Raw genomic sequence first — 21,809 nt, forward strand, 5'->3', positions numbered from 1 at the left:
GCGGGCGCGGCGTCGGTGGCCCCGGCTAGGGTGGTCGCCGTGGCGGGAGTCTTCGATCGATTGGTCGGGCAGGAAACGGTCGAGGCCGAGCTGACCGCCGCCGCGACCGCGGCCCGCGAGGGCCGGATGTCCGGCGCCATGACGCATTCCTGGCTGTTCACCGGCCCGCCCGGGTCGGGCCGGTCGGTGGCAGCGGTGTGCTTCGCGGCCGCCCTGCAGTGCACGACGCCGGGGGTCGTCGGCTGCGGCCACTGCCAGGCCTGCGCCACCGTGCTCGCCGGCACCCACGGCGACGTGCGCCGGATCGTGCCGGAGGGGCTCAGCATCAGCGTCAGGGAGATGCGCGCCATCGTGCAGATCGCCGCCCGCAGGCCGAGCACCGGCCGCTGGCAGGTCGTGGTCGTCGAGGACGCCGACCGGCTGACCGAGGGTGCGGGCAATGCCCTGCTCAAAGCGGTCGAGGAGCCGCCGGAGCGCACCGTCTTCCTGCTCTGCGCCCCCACCGTCGACCCCGAGGACATCTCCATCACGCTGCGTTCCCGGTGCAGGCACGTCCATCTGGTCACCCCGTCGGTCCCGGCCATCGCCCGGGTACTGAAGGAACGCGACGGCCTCCCCGCCGACGCCGCCGACTGGGCCGCCTCGGTGAGCGGCGGCCACATCGGCCGCGCCCGCAGGCTCGCCACCGACCCTGACGCGCGGACCCGCCGCAAGAAGTCGCTCGCCCTCGTCGGCGCCGTCGGCCGGGGCAACGGCTACACCGCCGCCGACGAACTGGTCAAAGCCGCCGACGACGAGGCGAAGGAGATGAGCGCCGACCGCGACGAGCAGGAGCGCGACGAACTCGCCACCGCACTCGGCGCAGGCGGCACCGGCAAGGGCTCGGCCGGAGCCACCCGCGGCTCGGCCGGCGTGCTCAAGGACCTCGAACGCCGCCAGAAGTCCCGCGCCACCCGCACCGGCCGCGACGCACTCGACCGCACCCTGATCGACATCGCGGGCGTCTACCGCGACGCCCTGGCCGTCCGCTTCGGCGCCGTCCGCACCGGCGTCTCGCTCACCCACCCAGACCTCAGCGACCCCATCCACGACCTCGCCGACCGCGTCTCCCCCGAGGGGCTGCTCCGCTCCGTCGAAGCCGTCCTCGCCTGCCGCGAAGCACTCGACCTGAACGTCAAACCACGCTTCGCCGTCGCCGCCATGGTCGCCACGCTCATCGAGGCCCAGACGAAGTGACCACCTGTTTTCGTGATCCAGGGCCGGGACGATAGACTGCCCTGGCCGAAAGGCACGCCGCCTTAGCTCAGTCGGTAGAGCGCTTCACTCGTAATGAAAAGGTCGCGAGTTCGATTCTCGCAGGCGGCTCATACAAAACGACCCCTGACGTGTATGTTCACGCCGGGGGTCGTTTGTGTTGAATCGCTCACACGTTCGGTGTGGTCACGTTATGTGCAGATGTGTCACACGGCCCTGCGGGGGACCAGCGCCGACACCGCCTCCACCGCCGCGTCCTTGGCGTCCTCGTACACGCTGGCCTAGATGTTCCCCGTGATCGTGATGTCCGAGTGGCCCAGCACCTCCGACACCGTTTTCATGTCCGACCCCGACGCGAGCATGAGCGACGCGGCGGTGTGCCGGAGGTCGTGGAACCGGATGGGCGGCAGGTCCGCAGCGGCCACCTGTCGTTTGAATTCCTTGGACACTGAGTGCGGATCGAGCGTTTCCCCGGTGGGTGTGGTGAACATGTAGCCCGACCCCTTGCCCACACCCCAGGACAGCAGTTCGGCGCGTTGATCCGACCGGTGTTTCGTGAGCAGCTTCACCCCGGCCTTGCCGATCGACACCGCCCGTCCGGACGCATCCGACTTCGGGGTGTCTTCGATGATCCCGTCCGGCGTGCACACCAGCTGGCGCTCCACGGTGATCGTGGCGTCATCCAGATCGGACCACTTCAACCCGCACACCTCGCCGCGCCGGAGGCCGCAGTGGGACGCGATCCAGAACAGCGGGTACAGCGGGTGGTCGGCCACCGCATCGAGGAACGCGCCGAGGTGGGCCGGTGTCCACACCATCGAGGATGACGGGCGCGGTGCGGACCGGCGCGCACGGGCTACGGTCATGCCGTCCTCCACCAACGCGGCCACGTCCCACCGCCAGGCGGTTTCTCGGGCTTTGGTCCACCCCTGCGCGCGGGACCGGCCCCCGGCCAATTTCACCAATGCCGCCGCGTTGACCGTGACGAGACCGCCCCTGAGCGCGTCGGAGAGCGCCGAACGCAACACCGCCCGCATCCGTTGTGCCGACGACGCGGCGAGGTGGGTGTGGGCGTCGAACATCGCCTTGATCTGCGCCGCCCGGAGATCGCGCAACCGGATGTGCCCGAGGTGGGGCACGAACACCTTGTCGATGTACCGCTTGTAGTTGGCGTGGGTGTTCTGCTTGATGTCGTCCTTGCCGTCGATCCACTCATCGACGTACTGGCCCACGGTCATCTTCTCGTTGACCACAACACCTTTCGCGGCGAGGGCCTTCTCTGCCCGTGGCGTACCCGTCGCGGGCAGAAGAGTAGATTACCAAGAATCGCGGTTCTCTCGATACACGAAGCGCTTCACGATTTTTCGTGCGGTGAGCAGCGCCGATCGACGCTCGTCCTCCGATACGGCATGGAGTTGTCGCCCGTGCCGCCGATCGTCGGCGAGTGCCTTGAATCCCTCAATCTCGCTCCGGGATACGTCCAGATCTTCACGAAGTCGTTTCCACGAATCCCCATCGCTCTTGTCCGATTCCTCGGTGTAGTTGTGGCGGATACTCTCGATCGCCCGGTAGCAGTAGAAGCCGGTGTCGTCGGGCGACTCCAACGCCGATCGTAAGTCGGCCAGCGCATAACGCACTAGGCTGTTACTGGCGGCTGTGAGCGCGTATGCCCCGAGGGCGTCGCCTTCGATTCGTGGACTCTTGGTTTCCGCGATTTCGTTCCACACGTAGTCGAACGCGATTAGATGCTGGCCATCCATCGACCCGCCGGTCAGCTCGATGCTGAGAGCGGCGGCGCGATGGAAGCCGATGCTATCGAGGACTCCCCGTACAACCGAGGCCGTGTGATTCCATACAGTTCCCACATCGTCGGTCGATACGGTGTCCACGAATGCCTGAAATGTCGATTGCCTGATGATCACTTGAATCTTGCTGGCGTCGTTCTGGAACCCCACAGGTGCGTCGAGGAACCATCCCCCGCCCTGCGGATGGACAAGGCCAACGAAGTGATACGACGGCATGGGACACCTCGATCAGTCAGAGGGATGGGATCATGCGGACGGCAGAGACCGGCCCGGCCATTCCACATGAAATTCTGGCCGGCCTGCTGCACGTCAGATCGTGCATGTGCAGGGTGTGGTCAGGCCATCGTGCTCAATATTTCAACAGGCGATCGTAGCGGAACATCGTTCTCGCCAATGGTTCATAGCCCCACTCTCGGCCATGACGGTCTCGCACGTGCACGACCATGAACACAGGTACAGCCGAATTCCCGGTGTTGACCTTCGCTACTGCGGTTTGTTTCGATTCAAGTATCGTCGGGTACTGGTTTGGCTCGCCGTCTTCTATTTGTAGCGGCCAGCTATCGCGAGTGCCACGCTTCACCGATCGCTTAATGTCGGAGATGTATCGAGTGCGCTCCCATGACCGAACAACCGAGTGTCGAGGTTCGCGTACCTTTTCTGCCCCCTCTTTTCCGAAGTAGCAGGTAAGTCCGAGGTCGTAGAACGGGTGGTCCGACGTGTTCGTAATTGTCACATGGTGGTTATAGCCGTCACGTTTCATCGAAGTGCCTTCTTCGCGGACGACTAGCTGTCGAGCCTGGTCCTCTTCGTCATTGCGTCGGTCGCGTAGCAAAATATAGAAACCGAGCCCGAGTGACCCGCTTGTCAGAATGCTCCCCGCCCATGCAGGCACCGACCCCCAGTCCAGCGTCATGCTGCAACTCTAGTTCGTGGATACGGCCTTCATACGTCGAACCTCCGCGTTCTATCAGTGCCGAACACCGCGTCGCCACATCCGGGCGATGCTGCGCCTCGCATTGGCTCATGGGGGCGATTGTCGCACCGTGCGCCGACGGGGAACCGCGCACGTGACAATCAGCGGGCTATTCGGGCCGTGGGCGGGCTGGATGGGCGGTCCGGCGTCCGTGGGGCGGGCCGGACATCGCCCAGGCCGTCACGGGGGCGCTCAGCGGCTCATCGCGGCGGCGATCATCGCGCGGGCATCGGCCCCGTGGACCGCTTGACCTCGGAGCGTCTGAAATGACCTGTCGTACAGCGCAATCTCAGCCGGTTGGGTGATGGTGAGTTCGGCCGACACAGTTTCGACCCGAACCTCCCGCTCGTCGTAGATGACGAAGTTGTTCGTCGGCGCAAGATATTCGTGGTCGGCCGGGATGATGCCGAGCGCGACGCGGGGTAGTGACATCGCGGTCAGCAACCGGTCCATCTGCTCCATCATCAAGTCCGCGGTGCCGACGCGGGTGTGGAGAACCTGCTCCGAGAGGATGAAGTAGAACCGGTGGTTGCCTCGGTACAGAACCTGCTGTCGTTCGAGGCGCGCGGCCAAGCTCGCGTCGATGTCGTCGCCCGGTCCGTCGTAGAAGGCGAGCACCCGGCGGAGGATCGCTTCGGCATATGGCGGTGTCTGCAACAGGCCGGGGACCAGCAGCAGCTCGAACGATCGGATGAGGTTCGTCTTCTCGGCGACGGCAACGGATTGCTTCTGGCGGTGTGGCAGCCGCATCCGCCGCCATTCGAGGTACGCCGCTTCCACGTTGCGCAGCGTGGCGATGAGGTCGGGTACCTGGTCCGCACTGCGGGTGTGGATGCACCACACGCGCAGGTCGTCATCGGTCGGCGTCTGCCTGCCGTACTCGATTTTCGATACCTTGGAGCCGGGCCAACCGGCGAGCTCGGCGAGTTGCCGACCGGTCAGCCCGGCGTCCTTGCGAAGGTTGCGCAGGCGGTCACCGAACGCCTCGCGCGCCTGTTTCGCGGTTGTGGTCACGCCCGGATGTACTCGGCATGGGGGACTGCGCGGTCCCACACTCGATTCCACACCGACCGGGCGTAGTCGACAATGACGGAGTCGGTCGTGACCGCGCCCCCACCCGCCGCGCCGTCGGGCGTGAAGGTGGTGAACGACACGAGGGTGTCATCGAACAACCAGAAGTCATCTGCCGACAGCTCGGCGGGGTCGATCTGGTGGCGGGGGAGGTATCGGATGTCCTCCCCGGCCGCGATGTTCCGATGCGCGACGACGAGACCCCAGCGGGTGTAGTCGACGTTCGGCTCCGTGACGACGCGGGCGCGACGCATCACCGTTCCGGCCGACGTGACCTCACGAACGAGGTCGGTCCAGTCGTTGAACCACTCGAAGTCGTCCGGTTCCCCGGCGAGGAATTTCCGGAATGGCTCGGATTCCTCGGGTGTGGAATACGTGTCGACAACTTCGAGATGGAACGCGGTGTGCTTGCACGAACGGAAGAGGTCGTAGAACGCCTCATGCCGCAGGAGTTGCATACTTCCTGATCTCCCTTCCCTGCGGTACCTCGATGCAGGTCTCATGGTCCGGGATGTTCATCTCGGCCAGCGCACCCGGATCGGTCACCGGGGCACCGCCGAGGATGAACGTTCCGTGCCCGGTGTCGTGGAGCAGTACACCCAGGCACGTGCCCGGTTCGAGGAACGCGAGCAGCGGGTGGGAAATCTCCACCTGGTCGTCGTGGCCCGGTACCCGCCAGCCCTGCACGACGTACGTGCCCCGGTCGGTGGCGTACAGCGTGGGCGAGTCGCCGCCCTGGGTGTGTTTGCCCAGGAACGTTATGCGCAGCGGGGAGATATTGGACGGGGTGTTTCGCACGTTTTCTTCCATGAACCGATCGTCAGACACCTCGCGAAACCAGTCAACAATTTTCGGGCTCAAAAGAAAACAGTAGCAAACACATTCAGAATTTCCCCGCCGGGTTCGTACGTTCGTCCGCAATGGGTCGGGTGGGGTGTCGCGTCCTCCACCCGGCTCATCGCCAACCGAAAGGGGGCTGGGATGGCACAAGAACAGTGCCGTGTCCGGCTGACAGTCGCCGGACGTATGTTCTCGTACCGAGCCGGTAGGCAAGCGGCCGACCTGTACGCGCAGGACGTGGGCGCCTGGCTCGGCGTGCCGGTCGTGGTCGATGACGGTGCGTGCGACGATCTGCCCCCGCTGCCATGCGAGTCGTTGTGGTCGTGACTCTCTGCGCGACAGTGATTCTCGCGTCCTTCGGCCTCGGGTTCGTGATCGGCCGTCGTCACACCACACCCCGCTCCGTCGGACGGCACAGTTCCGAGTATTTCACCAGCGCCGCCGCGACCACATTGGAACTACCGGTGGTCCGGTCCGGCCGTCCCGTCACCAGCAAGAGGAGACCATGAACCACCGTCGACCCGTGCTCGCCGTCCTCGCCATCGCCGCGTTGTCCGGATGCGCCGACGAACCCGCAGCCACACCGACGACCACGACCCAGCCGCCCGTCACTGTGACAACGCGCCCGCTCGCCACCACCACACCCACCCCGCAACCGTCCGCCGTCGCGCCTCAGCCGTCCGCCGCCGTGCCGACCCCGCCCGGATGCGACCCGGCACCCGCCGATGCGGTGGCGTCGATCTCAGCGGCATTCTCGGACCGGTCGAACATGTTGGCCGATGCGTACGCGATCACTGCGCCGGGGGGTGTGGTGTACATCGGGGGCAACATCATGCAGGGGACGACGAAGGTGTCGAGCGCCGACGTGTGGGCCGTCCGGAACGGGTCGGTGTACTCGCTGTCCGGGGATGCCCGACGACGGACCACCCTTCCCGATGGCCGGGATGCGTTGGACGCCAGCGCCGGTGACGACTACGGAACCAAGGTGCAGGGGTGCGTCACGACGGCCGAACGCGCCCGGAACCGCGCCGGGGGTCGATGACGCGCCACACCCCGCCGAACAGAGCCGTCCAGTTTCGATGCTGGGCGGCTCTCGCCGTTTCGGGGCATGTCGGGGTGGGGGCCGAACCCGCGAGCCGCGCACGCGGCGACTGCAAACGCCCCTGCATCCGCGTTACTGGGGTGGTGTGGGGTAGTCCCAAACGGATTCGCCATCAGAGGCGTAGGGCAAGTCGGGTGGACGAGGCGACGGACACGGCTCCCCCGCGATGTCGATCAGCGGTCGGAGTTCGAACTCGCTGACGACGTACATGGCGACATCTGACAGCCATCGCGCTTCTCGAATCCACTGACGTAGATGTTCCTCGCGAATGATTTCTGGTACGCCGGAGGGTGGTCGCTCTGCCTTCTTCGCCGACTGGTAGCCGCGATGGGACTTGAAGTTGACCCCCATCCTCCCTTCGAGGATGCATGGCCGCACACCTGGACTATGGGCGATAAGGTCACGGCCGTGCTTCACCCGGAGGAAGACTTCCTTGTACACCGCGACCGGTGCGTCGCTGCCGAGATGGCGCGCGATGCCCAGTAGCAGTTCGACCCGTTCTTCGTCCTTCACGCGATCCAGCAGTCGCTTGTTGAGGAACGTACTGAGTTCGGACATTTCCTTTTTGAAGAACGACGTGGCGAGAGTGTCGACAGCGAACTGCACCTGCGTGAAGCTGCCCAGGACCTCTACGACCAGACCGGCCCAGATCGCGTTTTGCTGATCGTGGTAGCGGTGGATTCGGTCGAGATCCTGCATGGTGATACCGCGAGCCTTGTCGTCGGACATCCCCAATGGGTACCACGCCGCACCGACACTGACCAGCGAATATCGGTGGGCGAACTGCACACGGCCCCACACCCAACGCGGGCATGGGGTCGTGGTGTCGGTCGGGCTACTCGGCGGGGGGTGTGGCCGGGTCCGTCTTCGCCGCCGTGCGCTCCTTGGTCCACTTGGCGAATCGGGTCTTCATCGGGCCGACATCCTTCGAGGTGAACGCATACCGCTTTCCGGAACCGACCGCCGTGTAGTCGGCCGACGCGCGGAGGAACACCCGCAGCGTCTTCGGATCGGTGCCCAGCGCCTCGGCGACCTGCTTGGTGGTGAGCGATTCGGTGGTGGCCTTGGTGGTCATGGTCCGGGGGTCCTTTCGATCGGGTGGAAGGACCGTAAGAGACCAGCCGCCGCCGTCTGGGAAATCTGTAGTCAGTCGTGATCTTCGGGGGTACAACCGGGATGATGGGTCCGACATCGAAGAGGGGCAGATGGGATACACACGGCTCATACCGGAGCGAACTATCGACTCATTGCTGACTGCGGAGATGACCCGTCACGAGCCATACTCAATGATCTGGTCGCCGAGCTCAAGAGCGCCGTATCCGGCTGACCACCTGATCGAGGGTAGCTACGCGAGACTCGCCGTCTTCGAGTGCAAGTCGATCGTGGAACGAGGACCGGGCGGGAGCCGGTGGGACGTTCCAATCGACCTGAAACAACTGGGGAAGTATCGCCGTCTACTGGGCGGGCTCAAAGTGCCGGTCATCTATGTCTTTCCGACTAAGCCTGATGATCCAGAACTGCCGAATGTCCGGGACTGCAATCTAGGCAGTTGCAAGCCAGGGGCAGCGTGCCGCGCCTGCTGTCGTGACGCACGATCGTGGGGCGACCTCGAAGGTCATGTCATGCGGTCAGATCCGTTGGTCCGTTTGCAACCTTGGTTCTGCCACTGGACATGGGCAATCCTCGCGGACGATCTCGCGTCGCACCTTCGCACCTGGCAACGCTCGGATACCGGCGAGGACTACCTGAATGTCGAGTCCATGTTCAGGTCACCGAAGCGGCGAGGAATCCGACTGTGTCATCTTCTGGCTGGTATCCGTCAGCACGATTTCAGGGGTTGGTCAATCGACCTTGAATCTGTATCAGCACACGAACTACTCGCAGGTGTCCAGTTCCTTGAGCTGGATGACCCCGAATCGACGCCGCCGGTGCTCGGCCGATTCTGACCTTCTTCTCGCCCGCATAGCGGCCCCAGTCGAGTGTGCACACGATGTGGTCACACATGCCCGATGACGGACTGGCACGGGGGGAGCAGGAAAACCGGGGCCTACCTGGGCGGGAGCGCATAGGCGGGGCACGCCCGATCACCCCGGACCACGGTCGCTAGCTTGCTCGTAATGAAAAGGTCGCGAGTTCGATTCTCGCAGGCGGCTCCATAAATCAGGTAGGCAGTGGTTGGGCCGACCGCGCGGCCGAGGATATCGGCGGTCGCGCGAGCCGAGCGCCCGGCGTCAGGCCAGTTCGCGCAGGAAGCTCGTCGGCGAGCGGCCGAAGTGCCGACGGAAAGCGCGGGTGAAGGTGCCGGGGTCGCTGAAGCCGCTGTCGTAGCAGGCGCTGCCGACGGCGGCGCCGCGTTCCAGGAGGCGGCGGGCGAATTCCAGTCGGGTGCGGCGGATCTCGTCGCCGGGGGCGCGGCCGGATTCGGCGAAGAGCGCCTGCACCGAGCGCACCGAGACGTGGTTGTTCCTGGCCAGGACGGCGACGGTGAAGCCGGGGTCGCGGAAGTGCTCGTGGACCTGGCGGAGCAGTTCGTCGCGGAAGGCGGAGCGGGTGCGGCCGCCGAAAGCGTCGGCGCGGCGGGCGACTTCGCGGCGGGTCCAGGTGTCGCGCTGGTGCTCGGCGGCGACGCGGTCGGAGGCGTCCTCGAAGGCCAGCAGGGTGCAGTCGGAGCCGGGCAGGGCGCGGGTGGACCACAGCACCGGGAGTGGGCGGCCGGTGCGCGTGGTGAACCACTCGGTGCCCGCCCGCGGGTGCGGGCCTGCCCGGCCGACGATGGGGCAGCTCTCGGCGGGGTATTCGGAGCCGTCGGGGTGCCGGTCGTGCAGGGTGCAGTGGCTGGGGCGGCCGAGCAGTTCGCCGGGGCCGGGGTAGCCGAGCAGCGCGACCGCGGCCTGGTTGACCAGCCGGACGGCGCCGCCGGGTGCTATCACCCAGAGCGGTGTCGGGGTTTCCTCGACGATCGCCGCCAGCAGGTCGGCGTCGGTTTCCGTGCACGAAGTCGTCATCACCACCACCTCCGGGCAGTTTCGCCCTCGGGCGTGTCGGCGCCGTTGCTGCCCGGTCTCGGCCGTGTGAACGCGCACGAATTGCTCATTTTCCTGCGCGAATGTCCTCCGCGGTCGGCGGGGCGGTGGCTTTCCATGGGAGCTGTTCGAAGGAGGAGAACCCATGACCTACAACCCGGCGCTGCGCGAACGCGCGGCGAACGACGTCGACGGGCAGCGGATCGCGAAGGGCTACAGCTGGCAGCAGCTGGCCGAGCACCTCGGCAAACCGCCGGTCTGGACGGTCGCCGCGCTGCTCGGCTCGCACCCGATGACCGCCGAGGACGCCGAGCGGATCGGCGCGCTGCTCGACCTCGCCCCCGAGACGGTCCGCGCGCTGCAGCGGCAGCCCTACCGGACCGCCGATGCCGCGATCGCGACCGACCCGACGGTCTACCGCTTCCATGAACTGCTCGCGGTGTACGGCCCGGCGTTCAAGGCGCTGATCCACGAGGAGTTCGGCGACGGGATCATGAGCGCGATCAACTGCAATGTCTCGATCGCGCGCCGGGCGCACCCGGGCGGTGACCGGGTGGTCGTCACGATCGACGGCAAGTTCCTGCCGTACGAGTGGAACGCGGCCGAGTGATGTCGTACGTGAAACCGGCCGAGTTGGCCACCCGGATTCTGGACGCGGGCGAGTCGAAGGTCTTCATGTCCACCCGGGACACGCTGATCCGCGCCTACATGGCTGGGGCGATCCTGGCGCTGGCGGCGGCCTTCGCCGTGACCATCACCGTCAAGACCGGGAACGCGCTGGTGGGCGCGGTGCTCTTCCCGGTCGGGTTCTGCATGCTCTACCTGCTCGGCTTCGACCTGCTCACCGGGGTCTTCACGCTGGTGCCGCTGGCCTGGCTGGACCGCCGCCCCGGGGTGACGATCGGTGCGATGCTGCGGAACTGGGGGCTGGTGTTCCTCGGCAACTTCGCCGGCGCGATGACCACCGCGGTGCTGATGGCGATCTACTTCACCTACGGCTTCAGCGTGGAGCCGGATGCGGTGGGGCAGGCGATCGGGCACATCGGGGAGGGCCGCACGCTCGGGTACGCCGAGCACGGCGCGGCCGGCATGCTCACGCTCTTCGTGCGCGGCGTGCTGTGCAACTGGATGGTCTCGACCGGCGTCGTCGGCGCCATGATGTCGGACAGCCTGCCGGGCAAGGTGATCGCCATGTGGATGCCGATCATGGTGTTCTTCTACCTCGGCTTCGAGCACTCCATCGTCAATATGTTCCTGTTCCCCTCCGGGCTGCTGCTCGGTGGCGACTTCACCGTCGTCGACTACCTGGTGTGGAACGAGATCCCCACGCTCGTCGGCAATCTGGTGGGCGGGCTGGCCTTCGTCGGGCTGGTCATCTACGCCACGCACGCGCGGACCGGCCCGACCAGGGAGCCGAAGGCGACCGCAGGCCAGGTTCCGGCCTGAATTCGGCGGTGGTGGCGTCCGGCGGGCGGCTTGCCCGGGTTCGGCTCGGTCGCGGGGACCGAGCCGAACCCGCCGACCGCACTCAGGTGGTCAGCACCGACGCCGCCGCGGTACCCGGCGCGCCGTAGACCTGCGCGAACCCCACCTTCGGGTTGCCGGGCACCTGCCGATCCCCGGCGTTCCCGCGCAACTGCTGCACGATCTCGTAGACCTGCCGGATTCCGGAGGCCCCGATCGGCTCGCCGTTGGCGAGCAGCCCGCCATCGGTGTTGATCGGCAGCCGCCCGCCGATCTCGGTCGCCCCCTCGGCGAGCAGCTTCTCCTGCTCCCCGTCCTTGCAGAAGCCGTTCTCCGCCATGTGGATGATCTCGGCGCCCGCATCCGTGTCCTGCAGCTGGATGACGTCGACGTCACCCGGCTCGATGCCCGCCGTCTCGAAGGCGGCGCGGGAGGCGTAGACGGTGGGCGAGACGTCCTCGTCGATCGCGGCCCAGGTGCTGTGCACCTCGTAGGCGCCGTAGCGGCGGGTGCGGATCGCGCTGGAGCGCAGGTAGATCGGCTTGGTGGTGTAGCGGGCGGCGAGGTCGCCGCGGCACATGATGACCGCCGCCGCGCCTTCGTCGGGGGAGCAGAACATGTACTGGGTGAGCGGGTAGTTCAGCATGGTCGAGTTGAGGATGTCGTCCTCGGAGATCGGCTTGCGCCGGAACGCGTTCGGGTTGAGCGCCCCGTTGCGGAAGTTCTTGGCGGCGACCTTCGCGAGGGTGCGCTGTGAGATGCCGTGCTCGTGGATGTAGCGGTTGGCCTTGATCCCGAAGAACTGGGTCGTCACGAACTGGCCGTTCTCCGCGTACCAGGACGGGAGGCCGAGCTTGGCCGGGTCGTCGGTGAAGGCGCCGCGCGGGTGCTTGTCCATGCCGACGGCGATGCCGATGTCGTAGCGGCCGGAGCGGATGGCCTCCGCGGTCTGCTCGATCGAACTGGCCGCGGTGGCGCAGGCGTTGAACACATTGGTGAAGGGGATGCCGGTGAGCCCGACCAGGCGGGTGACGGCGTCGGGGTTGCTCACCTCGTAGCTGCCGCCGAAGCCGAACTGGATGTCCTTCCACTGCACCCCGGCATCGGCGAGCGCGAGCTGGATCGCCTCGGCGCCGAGCTCGATGGCGGTCTTCTGGAAGCGGCCGAACGGGTGCAGCCCCACGCCGATGATGGCGACGTCGTTCATCTGTCTCTCCTCACTGAACCGGCTGGAAGGCGCAGGTCATGACTTCTTCACCGGCGTCGTCGGTGTACAGCGGGACGAAGGTCAGCTCGACGTCCATGCCGAAGCGCAGCACCTCGGGGTCGGATTCGGTGAGCCTGGCCTCGACGCGCACGTCCTCGCCCAGCTGCACCAGCCCGACGCCGAACGGCTGGAAATTGTCGGCGTTCTCCTTGCCCGCGTAGGGCAGCTTCGGGACGAAGCCCTGCGTGGTCCAGGCGATCAGGGTTCCGCTCCGGGGCAGCAGCAGGTCGGTCATCTCCGGGCCGCTGCACCGCGGGCAGCGCGACTGCCGCGGCCAGGTGGTGGCGGCGCAGGTGCCGCACCGGCTCCCGATCAGCTGCGGGTTGTCCTCGGGCCAGGTCGACACCTCTGCCGCAAGCGCTTTGGCCATGCGTAGTCCCTCCTTGTGAGAATTATATTCTCATTTTGGAACTACAGATTTCCATGAGGGTGCTGCGCAGTCAACATGTTGTTGCATTTGCGCTGGTGCAGCGCACCTTAGGGGTCAGCGGGTGGGAGAATCACATTCTCGAGGGATGGCCGGAGCGGGCGTCCAGCCGCTTGCATCAGCACTGCTTATATAAGTTGAGGCTGATATAATTCGAGCCGTGAAGTACACCAACTTGATCGAGATCGCGCTGCCGCGAGAGCAGGTGGCCCAGCTGCTGTCCGACCCGGCGCACATACCGAAGTGGCTGCGCGGGGTGGTGCGGCACGAGCCGGTGAAAGGGGTGCACGGGGAACTGGGGACCGAGTCGCGAGTGGTGATGCGGACGGGTAATCGCGAGGTCGAGTGCACCGAGACGATCACCCGGCGGGAGCCGGCAGAGCTGCGTGACATCCCCGCCGCGGCCGTCGTGCGCTTCGACCGGGAGATCGTCGGCGCGGGCATGTGGAGCGCCGTGCGCGACCGGCTGACCGAGGCCGGTCCCGAGACGACGCACTGGGAGAGCGAGAGCGAGTACCGGTTCGACAGCCGGCTGATCCGATTGCTCGGGCGTCTGCTGCCCGGTACCTTCCGCAAGCAGTCGCAGCAGCACATGCGGGACTTCAAGGCGTTCGCCGAAGAGGGAAGGGACGTCCGGGAGAGCCGCGGCTAACCGCAGCAGAACGGATCGTCGCAGGGCCGCCCGACCTCACTGCCGTAGACGGCGAACTCGCGCAGCGGCGCGAGCGCACGCCGCGCGGACCAGCGATTCACCCTGCGCAGCCCGGCGCGAAACCCGAGCCACGCCTCCGGGACCTCGGTGAAGTCGAACCGCACCGCGCCGTCGACGAACAGCGTGTACATCTCGTGGTCCGGGAACGGATTCAACCGCGCCACCCACCACCGGCCGTCCACCTCGGCGGCCGCGGGGAAGCGGTGGTCACCGGTGCGGCCCCAGCGGACCGCGACCTCGGCCTCGGGAAAAGCGGTCAGCCCGCCACCGCCGCGACCTTGCGCGACATCCCCGCCATCCTGGCGATCTCCGCGTTGAACCGCTCGGCCTCCTCGACGTTCCCGAGGTGCCCGGTCGGCCACACCTGGTAGTCGACGGTCCCGCCTGCCTTGACGATGTGCTGCACGATGGGCCGGGAGAGCCGCTCGGGCAGCAGCCTGTCGTGCTCGCCTGCGATGACCGTGGTCGGCACCGCGGCCAGGTGCGCGGCGGCTTCGCCGAGGTCGAGTTCGGCGAGCGCGGCGGCGTGCAGGCCGCGGGAGAGCGGGCGGCAGGAGCGGACGACGCCGAGCGCGAAGGAGACCTGCTCGTCGGTGGCCCTGCCGGTCATCACCCGGTGCTTGAGTGCGAGCCCGACCGGCCAGACGTCCGGCACCGGTACCGGGGCGAAGAGCAGCGCCTCGGCGAGGAACATGGGCATCCGGACGGCGGCGCCGAGCAGGGTGAGCGGGTTGCCGCCCACCGAGAGCTGCTTGTTCAGCAGCGGCAGCAGGTCGGTCTCGTTCGCGATGTCCTTGGAGGCGGTGTTGGCCAGGATGACGCCTGCCGCGCGGCGGGCGACCTGCTCGGGATAGCGCTGCGCCCAGGCCTGAATGGTGATGCCGCCCATGCTGTGCCCCACCAGCAGTGCCTTCTGGCCCGGGCGCAGTGTGGCGTCGAGGACCGTGGCGAGGTCGTCGGCAAAGGTCTCGCCGCTGGGGGCGATCCGGCCGAGGCCGCTGTCGCCGTGGCCGCGCTGATCGTAGGAGATCACGCGGTAGTTCTCGGCGAAGGCATTGATCTGCGGGTTCCAGTACTCGATACAGCAGCTCCAGCCGTGGATCAGCACGATCGCGTCGGCATCGGCGGGGCCGTAGGCGTGCACCCGGAGCCTGGCGCCGTCGACAGTGGTGACCGGGAAGACCTCCGGGTCGGTGGCGGGCCGGTTCAGCGAGGCGGAGCCGTAGGTGCGCGAACGCAGCCCGGCGCGGTAGGCGGCGGTGAGGGGCTCGGCGCCGCGAAAACCGGCGACCGTCCGCATCGACTTGACCAGCATGCGAGCACTCCTTTGTGTCTGACGGCACACCATACGCTGCAAGCAGAGTGCTTGCCAGAGCAAGCGCCGCACTGCGGAAATCCTCGCTCTTGCAGCTTCTATACCCGGATTTCGGAGCCCGATACGTGTTTTGGACAGCAGATATATTGCGCACGATGAAAGCCGATTCTTTGTGAGATCCGGCCAAAACCGTCGGGCCGTTACGGTCGCCGATCTTCGGGTATCCGGTGCGCTACCGTTGGAAGCCGTGACTACCGCTACCCGCAGCCGGCTCGGAGTGGCCGCGCCGCTGGCCGTCGCGGGCGCCGCCATCGGCGCGGCCGTGCTGCTGCATGTGCGCGATCCGCACGTCGAAGGCTCCTACGGGGTGTGCCCGGTCTACGCGCTCACCGGGTGGTACTGCCCGGGCTGCGGCGGGCTGCGCGGCACGCACCTGCTCACCGAGGGCGACCTGCTCGGCTCGCTGCACAGCAATATCCTGGCGCTGCCGCTGGTGCTCGCCTTCGTGCTGTGGGTCGCCGACTGGACCCGCCGGGCCTGGCGCGGCGACGCGGTGCGGGTGCCAGGGCTGGAGCGGTGGATGCTGTGGGCGTTCCTCGGGCTGATGGCGGTCTACACCGTGCTGCGCAATTCGCCGTGGGGTGGCTGGCTCACCCCGGTCTAGATTCGCGGTCCCCGTGGCGGGAAGGCCACCGGTATGAGTGACACGCTGAAATCCCGGATCCGGCTGAAGTTGGAGCGCCAGCTCGCGGAGGACGGCACCCCCGATCCGGAGCACGACGACACCAGGCAGAACGCGGTCCGCACCGATCTGCTCGAGCTCGACGCGGTGGCCGACGACGATCCGCTGATCGAGGAGCTGGCCGCCCGCTACCTGGCGCCCTGAACCCCGCTGAGCGGCGGCAGCTGCGGCAGCGGCGCGCTGTGCAGCCAGGAATCCCAGAGCGGGCGCAGCGGCAGCGTGGTGTAGTGCCCGGCCAGGTCGGTGAACTCCTCGGTGATCACCGAGGAGTGCCGGTAGCGGGTGGTCCACTCGCGCAGCAGCGCGAAGAAGGCGCGGTCGCCGAGTTCCAGCCGGAGCGCGTGCAGAGCCAGCGCGCCGCGCTTGTAGACCCGGTCGTCGAACATCCGGGCCGGGCCGGGGTCGCCGACGACGATGTCCTGCGGCTGCCTGGCCAGGTTGTGCCGCGCGGCGCGGGCCATCCGGTCCGCGCCGGGGCCGCCGCTCTCCTCGGACCAGAGCCACTCCGCGTAGCAGGCGAAGCCCTCGTGCAGCCAGATGTCGCGCCACTGCCGGATGGTGACGCTGTTGCCGAACCACTGGTGCGCGAGCTCGTGCGCGACCAGCCGCTCGGCGCTGCGCCTGCCGTCGCAGTGGTTGGCGCCGAAGATCGAGATGCCCTGCGCCTCGATCGGGATCTCCAGCTCGTCGTCGGTGACGACGACGGTGTAGCCGGCGAACGGGTAGGGGCCGAAGCGCTCGATGAACAGCTCCATCATCCGCGGCTGCCTGGCGAAGTCGTGCTCGAAGGCGGCGCGCAGCCGGGTCGGCACGACGGCGTCCATGGGGACGGCGGCGTGCGCGGGGCCGATCCGGTGCCTGCGGTAGTGCCCGATCTGGATGGTGGCCAGATACCCGGCCATCGGCTCGGGCTGCTCGTAGACCCAGGTGGTCTGGCTTGCCTTGGTCTGCTTGCGGACCAGGGCGCCGTTGGCGAGCGCGTAGTACGGCGAGTCGGTGGTGATCGCGATGCGGTAGCTGGCCTTGGAGCTGGGGTGGTCGTCGCAGGGGAACCAGGAGGCGGCGCCGTTCGGCTGGCTGGCGACCAGCGCGCCCTCGGTGAGCTCCTCCCAGCCGACCTCGCCCCACGGCCCGCGCACCGGCCGCGGCGTTCCGCCGTACTGCACGGCGAAGGTGAGCACGCCGCCCGCCGGGATCTTCTGCTGCGGGGTGACCACGAGCTTGTTGTGCTGGTGCACGTAGCGCGCGGCCTTGACGCCGTTGACGAAGACCTTGGTCACCCGCATGGCCTGCGAGAGGTCGAGCGCGAAGCGGTCGCGGACCTCGGTGGTGACCGCGGTGAGCACGGCCCGGCCGGTCAGCCGGTTGCCCGCGACCCGGTAGCCGAGCTCCAGTTCGTACCGGGAGACGCGGTATCCCCGGTTGCCGTTCTGCGGGAGGTACTCGTCGATGGGGGCGTCGTAGAACTTGCCGCCCATCACACCGTCCCTGGGTCGTTCAGGTACCAGGGGGCGATCGGGTTGCCCCACCAGCGGGTGGAGGCGGGCACGGTGTCACCGCGCATGACCAGCGAGGCCGGGCCGACGGTCGCTCCGGCGCCGATGGTGGCGGCGGGCAGCGCGACGCAGTGCGGGCCGAGCGTGGCGCCGTCCTCGAGCACGACGGTGTCCATCGCCATGATCCGATCGTGGAAGAGGTGGGTCTGCACCACACACCCCCGCTCCACCGTCGCGCCGTCACCGAGCGTCACCAAGTCGGCCTCCGGCAGCCAATAGGACTCGCACCATACTCCGCGGCCGATCGTGGCACCGAGTCCGCGCAGCCACAGGATCATCACTGGGGTACCCGTCGCGGCCCGGGCGAACCAGGGCGCGGCGACGGTCTCCACGAAGGTGTCGGAGACCTCGTTGCGCCAGACGAACGAGCTCCACAGCGGGTGCTCGTCGCGCCCGATCCGGCCGACCAGCAACCACTTGGCGAGCACCGCGATGCCGCCGGCGAACGCACCGGCGATCATCAGCACGATGCCGCTGAGCAGCGCGGTCACCAGGTGCCCCGCGGTGCGGGCCAGCGCGGCGAGGCCGAAGAGCACGCCGAGCCCGATGCCGAAGGTGACGAGCACCGGGATCAACCGGCAGGTCTCGACGGCGGCGCGGGCCAGCCGCAGCCGCGGCGGCGGATCGAAGGTGCGGGTGGTGTCGGCGTTCTCGGCGGCCCGGCGCAGCCGCACCGGCGGGCTGCCCAGCCAGGACGACCCGGCCTTGGCCTTCGACGGCGCGGCGGAGAGCACCGCGACCAGGCTGTTCTTCGGCACCCGGCGCCCCGGCGCGGTCATCCCCGAGTTGCCGAGGAAGGCGCGCTTGCCGACCTTGGCCTCGCCGATGTGCAGCCAGCCGCCGCCCAGCTCGTAGCTGGCGATCATGGTGTCGTCGGCGAGGAAGGCGCCGTCCGCGACGGTGGTGAACTTGGGCAGCAGCAGCACGGTCGACGCCTCGACGCTCTTGCCGATCTTCGCGCCGAGCAGCCGCAGCCAGACCGGGGTGAGCAGGCTGGCGTAGAGCGGGAAGAGGAAGGTGCGCGCGGAGTCGAGCAGCCGCTCGGTGGACCAGGCCTGCCAGCCGACCCGGCTGCGCACCGGGTGGTACCCCTCGGTGAGCCCGATGGCGAGCAGCCGCACCGCGACGATGGTGATCGCCGCGTAGACGCCGAGGCTGAGCAGCACCGCGGGCGGCAGCAGCAGGAAGGCGCGCAGCGCGCCCTGACCGAGCGTGGTGGTGTCGCGGATCATCCAGGCCAGGAAGAGCCCGCCTGCGGCGAGGCCGAGGATCGGCACCGCGGCGAGCCCCATGGAGGTGACGCCGAAGATCGCGACCCAGTGCGGCGCCCGGTCCGGGCGCTGGGCCGGCCAGCGGTGCCTGGCCCTGCCGACCTTGCCCGCGGGCGATCCCGCCCACTCCTGCCCGGCCTTGACCTTTCCGGCCACGGCGGAACCGGCCGCCACCTCGGCGCCGCGGCCGATCTTGCTACCCGGCAGCAATACCGAGCGGGAGCCGACGACGGCGCCCGCGCCGACCACGATCGGGCCGATGTGCACGACGTCGCCGTCGATCCAGTACCCGGCCAGATCCACCTCGGGCTCGACGCTGCAGCCCTCGCCGAGCTCCAGCATGCCGGTGACCGGCGGCAGGCTGTGCAGGTCGACGCCGCGGCCGATCTTCGCGCCGAGCGCGCGGGCGAACGGAACCATCCACGGCGCGCCGGAGAGATTCTCCGCGCCGGAGGCCTCGGAGAGCCGGACCGCGGCCCAGAGCCGCAGGTGCACCGAGCCGCCGCGCGGGTAGCTGCCCGGCCGCAACCCGGCGAGCAGCGTCCGCGCCCCGACTACGCAGAGCGCCATCCGGCCGGGCGGGGAGATGAAGAGCACGAACGCGACCAGCGTCCACCACCAGGAGAGCGCGGGGAGCCACGGCAGCGAGCCGGACCACGCCGCCACATTCCCGACGATGGCGAGCCAGGTGAGCCACTGCAGCCCGGTCAGCGTGGTGAGCGGGACGGTCGCGAGCACCTGGGCGAGCTGAGCCTTCCGCGGGGTCGGGCGGACCGTGCGGTCGACGACGGCGACAGCGGGCGTGCTCTGGTCGAGCAGCTCGGCCATGGCGCCGAGCCGGGGGTGGTCGTAGATATCGGCGACGGCGACCGTCGGGTAGCGCTCACGCAACGCGGTGACCAGCTGCGCGGCCGCGAGCGAGCCGCCGCCCAGGTCGAAGAAGTCGACGTCGGGGCCGGTGATCTCGGCACCGAGGATGGAGTCCCAGATCCCGGCGATCCAGAGCGCGGTGCCGGTGAGCTCGTTCTCCGGGTCGTCCTCGGCGGCGTTCGGCAGTGGCCACGGCAGGGCGTCGCGGTCGACCTTGCCCGAGGTCCTGGTCGGCATGTCGTCGACGATGGCGAGCCGGGGGACGAGCGGCGCGGGCAGCTGCCCGGCCAGCATTGCGCGGGCGGCGCGCAGGTCGTAGTCGGTGTCCGGGCCGGTCAGGTAGCCGATCAGGACCTTGTTGCCCGCCCTGGTGGTGCGGATGGCGGCGGCCGCGCCGGTGACGCCGGGCAGGTGCTGCAGCGCGTTGTCGATCTCGCCGAGCTCGATCCGCCTGCCGCCCAGCTTGATCTGGTCGTCGGCGCGGCCGAGGAAGACCAGGCCTTCGCGGTCGTTGCGGACGAGGTCGCCGCTGCGGTAGGCGCGGTCCCAGCCGAGCGCGGGCAGCGGGGCGTACTTCTCCGCGTCCTTGGCCGGGTCCAGGTAGCGGGCAAGCCCGACCCCGCCGATCACCAGCTCGCCGGTCTCGCCCTCCGGCACCGGCTCGCCATCGACGTTCACCACCACCAGGTCCCAGCCGTCCAGCGGGAGCCCGATGCGCACCGGCGGCTCGCCGGTCAGCCTGGCGGCGCAGGCGACGACGGTGGCCTCGGTGGGGCCGTAGGTGTTCCACACCTCGCGGTCGGTGTCGCGGGCGAGCCGCTCGGCCAGCTCCGGCGGCACCGCCTCGCCGCCGAAGATGAGCATCCGGACGCCGTCCAGCGCCTCCGCGGGCCAGGTCGCGGCCAGCGTCGGGACGGTGGAGACCACGGTGACGCCGCGCCGCATGAGCCACGGGCCCAGGTCGGCACCGGTGCGCACCAGATCACGCGGGGCGGGGACCAGGCAGGCGCCGTTGCGCCAGGCCAGCCACATCTCCTCGCAGGAGGCGTCGAAGGCGACCGAGAGTCCGGCAAGCACCCGGTCGCCGGGGGCGATCGGCTCTTCCTGCAGGAAGAGGTTGTGCTCGGCGTCGACGAAGGCGGCGGCATTGCGGTGCGTCACCGCGACGCCCTTCGGGGTGCCGGTGGAGCCGGAGGTGAAGATGATCCAGGCGTCGTCGTCGGGGGTGGGCAGGTCGGCCCAGCCGCTGTCGTCGGCGGGCGCCTCGGCGGCATCGCGGGTGCCGGGCAGGATGCCGTCGGCGGTGACGATCACCGCCACCTTCGCCTCGCCGAAGACCAGCCGGGCGCGCTCCTCGGGGTCGTCCGCGTCCACCGGGACGTAGGCCGCGCCGCAGTAGAGCACCGCGAGGATGGTGACGTACAGCTCACGATTGCCGGAAGGTAGCCGAATGCCGACCCGGTCGCCGCGCCGCACCCCTGCCGCGGCGAGCCGGTTCATCGCTACCTCGATCTCGACCACGAGTTCCAGGTAGCTGAGCACCGTCTCGCCGTCGTCGATCGCGGCGGCGTCCGGGAATTCCTGCGCGGTAGCGGTGACGATGTCGACGAGCGTGCGCGGCGGCGCGGCGAGCGCGCCGCGGCGCAGCGGGTCGGGGAGCGTGGCCGTGCCGGGCGGCGCCGAACCGGGGGCAGCGGAATCGAGTTCCTCCGGATGGAGCTGTGGTCGGACCATGACGTCCCCACCACCTTTCATCGATGTGCCCACACTTCCCGCTCGTTCTGCCATGTTCGGGTTACCAGCGGGCGAACCCGGCGGCGACCGGTTGTTCACGCTACTCGGCCGGGCGGGCATCTGCGCTGGTCGAGCGGGTGCGTCGCTGTTCATCCGGCGTTCACCCGGCGACTCCTGCCTGGTGGGGTGCGCGCCGCGGGCGGGCTGTGATCTTCGCCGGAGCGGCCCTTGACAACCCGGGCGTGGCTTTGCCAGTCTTTTCGGCAGGTCATGAGTACCAGCGTTCAGCCCCGGCTTGCTGGTCGGCAACCCTCCTCCGCGGCGGGGTGCTCCGGGTGACGACCGGGCCGTCGTCCGACCGGACGCGGCAAGCGCGGACTCGG

Annotated in this window: 22 protein-coding genes, 1 tRNA gene and 1 riboswitch; of the genes, 8 read left to right on the forward strand and 15 right to left on the reverse strand. The window is 68.4% G+C overall.

Annotated elements, in window-relative coordinates:
• The first annotated feature begins 39 nt into the window (after positions 1 to 39).
• Both ACFO0B_RS18855 and ACFO0B_RS18860 read left to right on the forward strand, forming a co-directional pair.
• Positions 40 to 1,236, forward strand: a complete 1,197-nt coding sequence (locus ACFO0B_RS18855; protein ID WP_378613762.1) for a DNA polymerase III subunit delta' — start codon at positions 40 to 42, stop codon at positions 1,234 to 1,236.
• Positions 1,237 to 1,292: 56 nt separating this feature from the next.
• Positions 1,293 to 1,365 (forward strand) — tRNA-Thr (locus tag ACFO0B_RS18860).
• 170 nt (positions 1,366 to 1,535) lie between these two features.
• Here the strand turns inward: ACFO0B_RS18860 and ACFO0B_RS18865 are convergent.
• The 6 genes from ACFO0B_RS18865 to ACFO0B_RS18890 form a co-directional block, all read right to left on the reverse strand.
• A complete protein-coding gene (locus ACFO0B_RS18865; protein WP_378613763.1) occupies positions 1,536 to 2,507 on the reverse strand; it encodes a tyrosine-type recombinase/integrase in 972 nt (323 codons plus the stop codon).
• A gap of 63 nt (positions 2,508 to 2,570) precedes the next feature.
• Positions 2,571 to 3,275, reverse strand: a complete 705-nt coding sequence (locus ACFO0B_RS18870; RefSeq protein WP_378613764.1) for a hypothetical protein — start codon at positions 3,273 to 3,275, stop codon at positions 2,571 to 2,573.
• A gap of 133 nt (positions 3,276 to 3,408) precedes the next feature.
• Positions 3,409 to 3,972, reverse strand: coding sequence for a hypothetical protein (locus tag ACFO0B_RS18875; RefSeq protein WP_378613765.1), 564 nt, complete (start codon positions 3,970 to 3,972; stop codon positions 3,409 to 3,411).
• A gap of 252 nt (positions 3,973 to 4,224) precedes the next feature.
• The gene (locus ACFO0B_RS18880; RefSeq protein ID WP_378613766.1) at positions 4,225 to 5,046 is read right to left on the reverse strand and encodes a helix-turn-helix domain-containing protein; all 822 of its coding nucleotides are present in this window, start codon (positions 5,044 to 5,046) and stop codon (positions 4,225 to 4,227) included.
• The gene (locus tag ACFO0B_RS18885) at positions 5,043 to 5,561 is read right to left on the reverse strand and encodes a DUF6879 family protein (protein WP_378613767.1); all 519 of its coding nucleotides are present in this window, start codon (positions 5,559 to 5,561) and stop codon (positions 5,043 to 5,045) included. The genes ACFO0B_RS18880 and ACFO0B_RS18885 overlap by 4 nt, the downstream gene beginning before the upstream one ends.
• The gene (locus ACFO0B_RS18890; RefSeq protein ID WP_378613768.1) at positions 5,542 to 5,913 is read right to left on the reverse strand and encodes a hypothetical protein; all 372 of its coding nucleotides are present in this window, start codon (positions 5,911 to 5,913) and stop codon (positions 5,542 to 5,544) included. Before ACFO0B_RS18890 ends, ACFO0B_RS18885 begins: the two co-directional genes overlap by 20 nt.
• Positions 5,914 to 6,466: 553 nt before the next feature.
• Between ACFO0B_RS18890 and ACFO0B_RS18895 the strand changes: the two genes are divergently transcribed.
• Positions 6,467 to 6,985, forward strand: coding sequence for a hypothetical protein (locus ACFO0B_RS18895; RefSeq protein WP_378613769.1), 519 nt, complete (start codon positions 6,467 to 6,469; stop codon positions 6,983 to 6,985).
• Between the two features lie 132 nt (positions 6,986 to 7,117).
• Here ACFO0B_RS18895 and ACFO0B_RS18900 read toward each other — a convergent pair whose 3' ends face one another.
• The 3 genes from ACFO0B_RS18900 to ACFO0B_RS18910 form a co-directional block, all read right to left on the reverse strand.
• Positions 7,118 to 7,774, reverse strand: a complete 657-nt coding sequence (locus tag ACFO0B_RS18900; RefSeq protein ID WP_378613770.1) for a hypothetical protein — start codon at positions 7,772 to 7,774, stop codon at positions 7,118 to 7,120.
• Positions 7,775 to 7,880: 106 nt separating this feature from the next.
• Positions 7,881 to 8,120 carry a hypothetical protein gene (locus ACFO0B_RS18905; RefSeq protein WP_378613771.1) on the reverse strand — a complete coding sequence of 80 codons (240 nt, stop codon included), beginning with the start codon at positions 8,118 to 8,120 and terminating at the stop codon, positions 7,881 to 7,883.
• Between the two features lie 1,156 nt (positions 8,121 to 9,276).
• Complete coding sequence (locus tag ACFO0B_RS18910; RefSeq protein WP_378613772.1) at positions 9,277 to 10,050, reverse strand: helix-turn-helix domain-containing protein; 774 nt, start codon at positions 10,048 to 10,050, stop codon at positions 9,277 to 9,279.
• 163 nt (positions 10,051 to 10,213) lie between these two features.
• Between ACFO0B_RS18910 and cynS the strand changes: the two genes are divergently transcribed.
• Entirely contained in the window at positions 10,214 to 10,678 is a 465-nt protein-coding gene (cynS, locus tag ACFO0B_RS18915; RefSeq protein WP_378613773.1) for a cyanase, read from the forward strand.
• Positions 10,678 to 11,514 (forward strand): formate/nitrite transporter family protein, encoded by an 837-nt coding sequence (locus tag ACFO0B_RS18920; protein ID WP_378613774.1) that lies wholly within the window; start codon positions 10,678 to 10,680, stop codon positions 11,512 to 11,514. Before cynS ends, ACFO0B_RS18920 begins: the two co-directional genes overlap by 1 nt.
• A gap of 82 nt (positions 11,515 to 11,596) precedes the next feature.
• Here ACFO0B_RS18920 and ACFO0B_RS18925 read toward each other — a convergent pair whose 3' ends face one another.
• Both ACFO0B_RS18925 and ACFO0B_RS18930 read right to left on the reverse strand, forming a co-directional pair.
• Positions 11,597 to 12,739: a thiolase family protein gene (locus tag ACFO0B_RS18925; RefSeq protein WP_378613775.1), complete on the reverse strand. Its 1,143-nt coding sequence runs from the start codon at positions 12,737 to 12,739 to the stop codon at positions 11,597 to 11,599.
• A gap of 10 nt (positions 12,740 to 12,749) precedes the next feature.
• Positions 12,750 to 13,169 carry a Zn-ribbon domain-containing OB-fold protein gene (locus ACFO0B_RS18930; RefSeq protein WP_378613776.1) on the reverse strand — a complete coding sequence of 140 codons (420 nt, stop codon included), beginning with the start codon at positions 13,167 to 13,169 and terminating at the stop codon, positions 12,750 to 12,752.
• 217 nt (positions 13,170 to 13,386) lie between these two features.
• Here ACFO0B_RS18930 and ACFO0B_RS18935 point away from each other — a divergent pair, with 217 nt between their 5' ends.
• Entirely contained in the window at positions 13,387 to 13,878 is a 492-nt protein-coding gene (locus tag ACFO0B_RS18935; RefSeq protein WP_378613777.1) for an SRPBCC family protein, read from the forward strand.
• On the opposite strand, the gene ACFO0B_RS18940 is transcribed toward ACFO0B_RS18935, so the two are convergent.
• Together ACFO0B_RS18940 and ACFO0B_RS18945 are read right to left on the reverse strand one after the other, a co-directional pair.
• Positions 13,875 to 14,093 carry a hypothetical protein gene (locus tag ACFO0B_RS18940; protein ID WP_378613778.1) on the reverse strand — a complete coding sequence of 73 codons (219 nt, stop codon included), beginning with the start codon at positions 14,091 to 14,093 and terminating at the stop codon, positions 13,875 to 13,877. The two genes, ACFO0B_RS18935 and ACFO0B_RS18940, sit on opposite strands and share 4 nt — an antisense overlap.
• Positions 14,094 to 14,194: 101 nt before the next feature.
• The gene (locus ACFO0B_RS18945) at positions 14,195 to 15,253 is read right to left on the reverse strand and encodes an alpha/beta fold hydrolase (RefSeq protein WP_378613779.1); all 1,059 of its coding nucleotides are present in this window, start codon (positions 15,251 to 15,253) and stop codon (positions 14,195 to 14,197) included.
• 247 nt (positions 15,254 to 15,500) lie between these two features.
• On the opposite strand from ACFO0B_RS18945, the gene ACFO0B_RS18950 reads away from it, so the two are divergent.
• Together ACFO0B_RS18950 and ACFO0B_RS18955 are read left to right on the forward strand one after the other, a co-directional pair.
• Positions 15,501 to 15,917 (forward strand): DUF2752 domain-containing protein, encoded by a 417-nt coding sequence (locus ACFO0B_RS18950; protein ID WP_378613780.1) that lies wholly within the window; start codon positions 15,501 to 15,503, stop codon positions 15,915 to 15,917.
• A 33-nt stretch (positions 15,918 to 15,950) separates the two neighbouring features.
• Entirely contained in the window at positions 15,951 to 16,139 is a 189-nt protein-coding gene (locus tag ACFO0B_RS18955) for a hypothetical protein (RefSeq protein ID WP_378613781.1), read from the forward strand.
• Here ACFO0B_RS18955 and ACFO0B_RS18960 read toward each other — a convergent pair.
• Both ACFO0B_RS18960 and ACFO0B_RS18965 read right to left on the reverse strand, forming a co-directional pair.
• The gene (locus ACFO0B_RS18960; RefSeq protein ID WP_378613782.1) at positions 16,124 to 17,473 is read right to left on the reverse strand and encodes a M1 family metallopeptidase; all 1,350 of its coding nucleotides are present in this window, start codon (positions 17,471 to 17,473) and stop codon (positions 16,124 to 16,126) included. The two genes, ACFO0B_RS18955 and ACFO0B_RS18960, sit on opposite strands and share 16 nt — an antisense overlap.
• Positions 17,473 to 21,447, reverse strand: coding sequence for a Pls/PosA family non-ribosomal peptide synthetase (locus tag ACFO0B_RS18965; RefSeq protein WP_378613783.1), 3,975 nt, complete (start codon positions 21,445 to 21,447; stop codon positions 17,473 to 17,475). Before ACFO0B_RS18965 ends, ACFO0B_RS18960 begins: the two co-directional genes overlap by 1 nt.
• A 245-nt stretch (positions 21,448 to 21,692) precedes the next feature.
• Positions 21,693 to 21,806: riboswitch (SAM riboswitch) on the forward strand.
• The last annotated feature ends 3 nt before the right edge of the window (positions 21,807 to 21,809 follow it).

The sequence above is a fragment of the Nocardia jiangsuensis genome (assembly GCF_042650385.1).
In the GTDB taxonomy this organism is placed as follows: domain Bacteria; phylum Actinomycetota; class Actinomycetes; order Mycobacteriales; family Mycobacteriaceae; genus Nocardia; species Nocardia jiangsuensis.

Coding starts and splice junctions, on each gene's coding strand:
- ACFO0B_RS18870 (WP_378613764.1), bottom strand. CDS start 3,275: ATGCCGTCGTATCACTTCGTTGGCCTTGTCCATCCGCAGGGCGGGGGA.
- ACFO0B_RS18875 (WP_378613765.1), bottom strand. CDS start 3,972: ATGACGCTGGACTGGGGGTCGGTGCCTGCATGGGCGGGGAGCATTCTG.
- ACFO0B_RS18885 (WP_378613767.1), bottom strand. CDS start 5,561: ATGCAACTCCTGCGGCATGAGGCGTTCTACGACCTCTTCCGTTCGTGC.
- ACFO0B_RS18890 (WP_378613768.1), bottom strand. CDS start 5,913: ATGGAAGAAAACGTGCGAAACACCCCGTCCAATATCTCCCCGCTGCGC.
- ACFO0B_RS18900 (WP_378613770.1), bottom strand. CDS start 7,774: ATGTCCGACGACAAGGCTCGCGGTATCACCATGCAGGATCTCGACCGA.
- ACFO0B_RS18905 (WP_378613771.1), bottom strand. CDS start 8,120: ATGACCACCAAGGCCACCACCGAATCGCTCACCACCAAGCAGGTCGCC.
- ACFO0B_RS18910 (WP_378613772.1), bottom strand. CDS start 10,050: ATGACGACTTCGTGCACGGAAACCGACGCCGACCTGCTGGCGGCGATC.
- cynS (WP_378613773.1), top strand. CDS start 10,214: ATGACCTACAACCCGGCGCTGCGCGAACGCGCGGCGAACGACGTCGAC.
- ACFO0B_RS18920 (WP_378613774.1), top strand. CDS start 10,678: ATGTCGTACGTGAAACCGGCCGAGTTGGCCACCCGGATTCTGGACGCG.
- ACFO0B_RS18925 (WP_378613775.1), bottom strand. CDS start 12,739: ATGAACGACGTCGCCATCATCGGCGTGGGGCTGCACCCGTTCGGCCGC.
- ACFO0B_RS18930 (WP_378613776.1), bottom strand. CDS start 13,169: ATGGCCAAAGCGCTTGCGGCAGAGGTGTCGACCTGGCCCGAGGACAAC.
- ACFO0B_RS18945 (WP_378613779.1), bottom strand. CDS start 15,253: ATGCTGGTCAAGTCGATGCGGACGGTCGCCGGTTTTCGCGGCGCCGAG.
- ACFO0B_RS18955 (WP_378613781.1), top strand. CDS start 15,951: ATGAGTGACACGCTGAAATCCCGGATCCGGCTGAAGTTGGAGCGCCAG.
- ACFO0B_RS18960 (WP_378613782.1), bottom strand. CDS start 17,473: ATGGGCGGCAAGTTCTACGACGCCCCCATCGACGAGTACCTCCCGCAG.
- ACFO0B_RS18965 (WP_378613783.1), bottom strand. CDS start 21,447: ATGAAAGGTGGTGGGGACGTCATGGTCCGACCACAGCTCCATCCGGAG.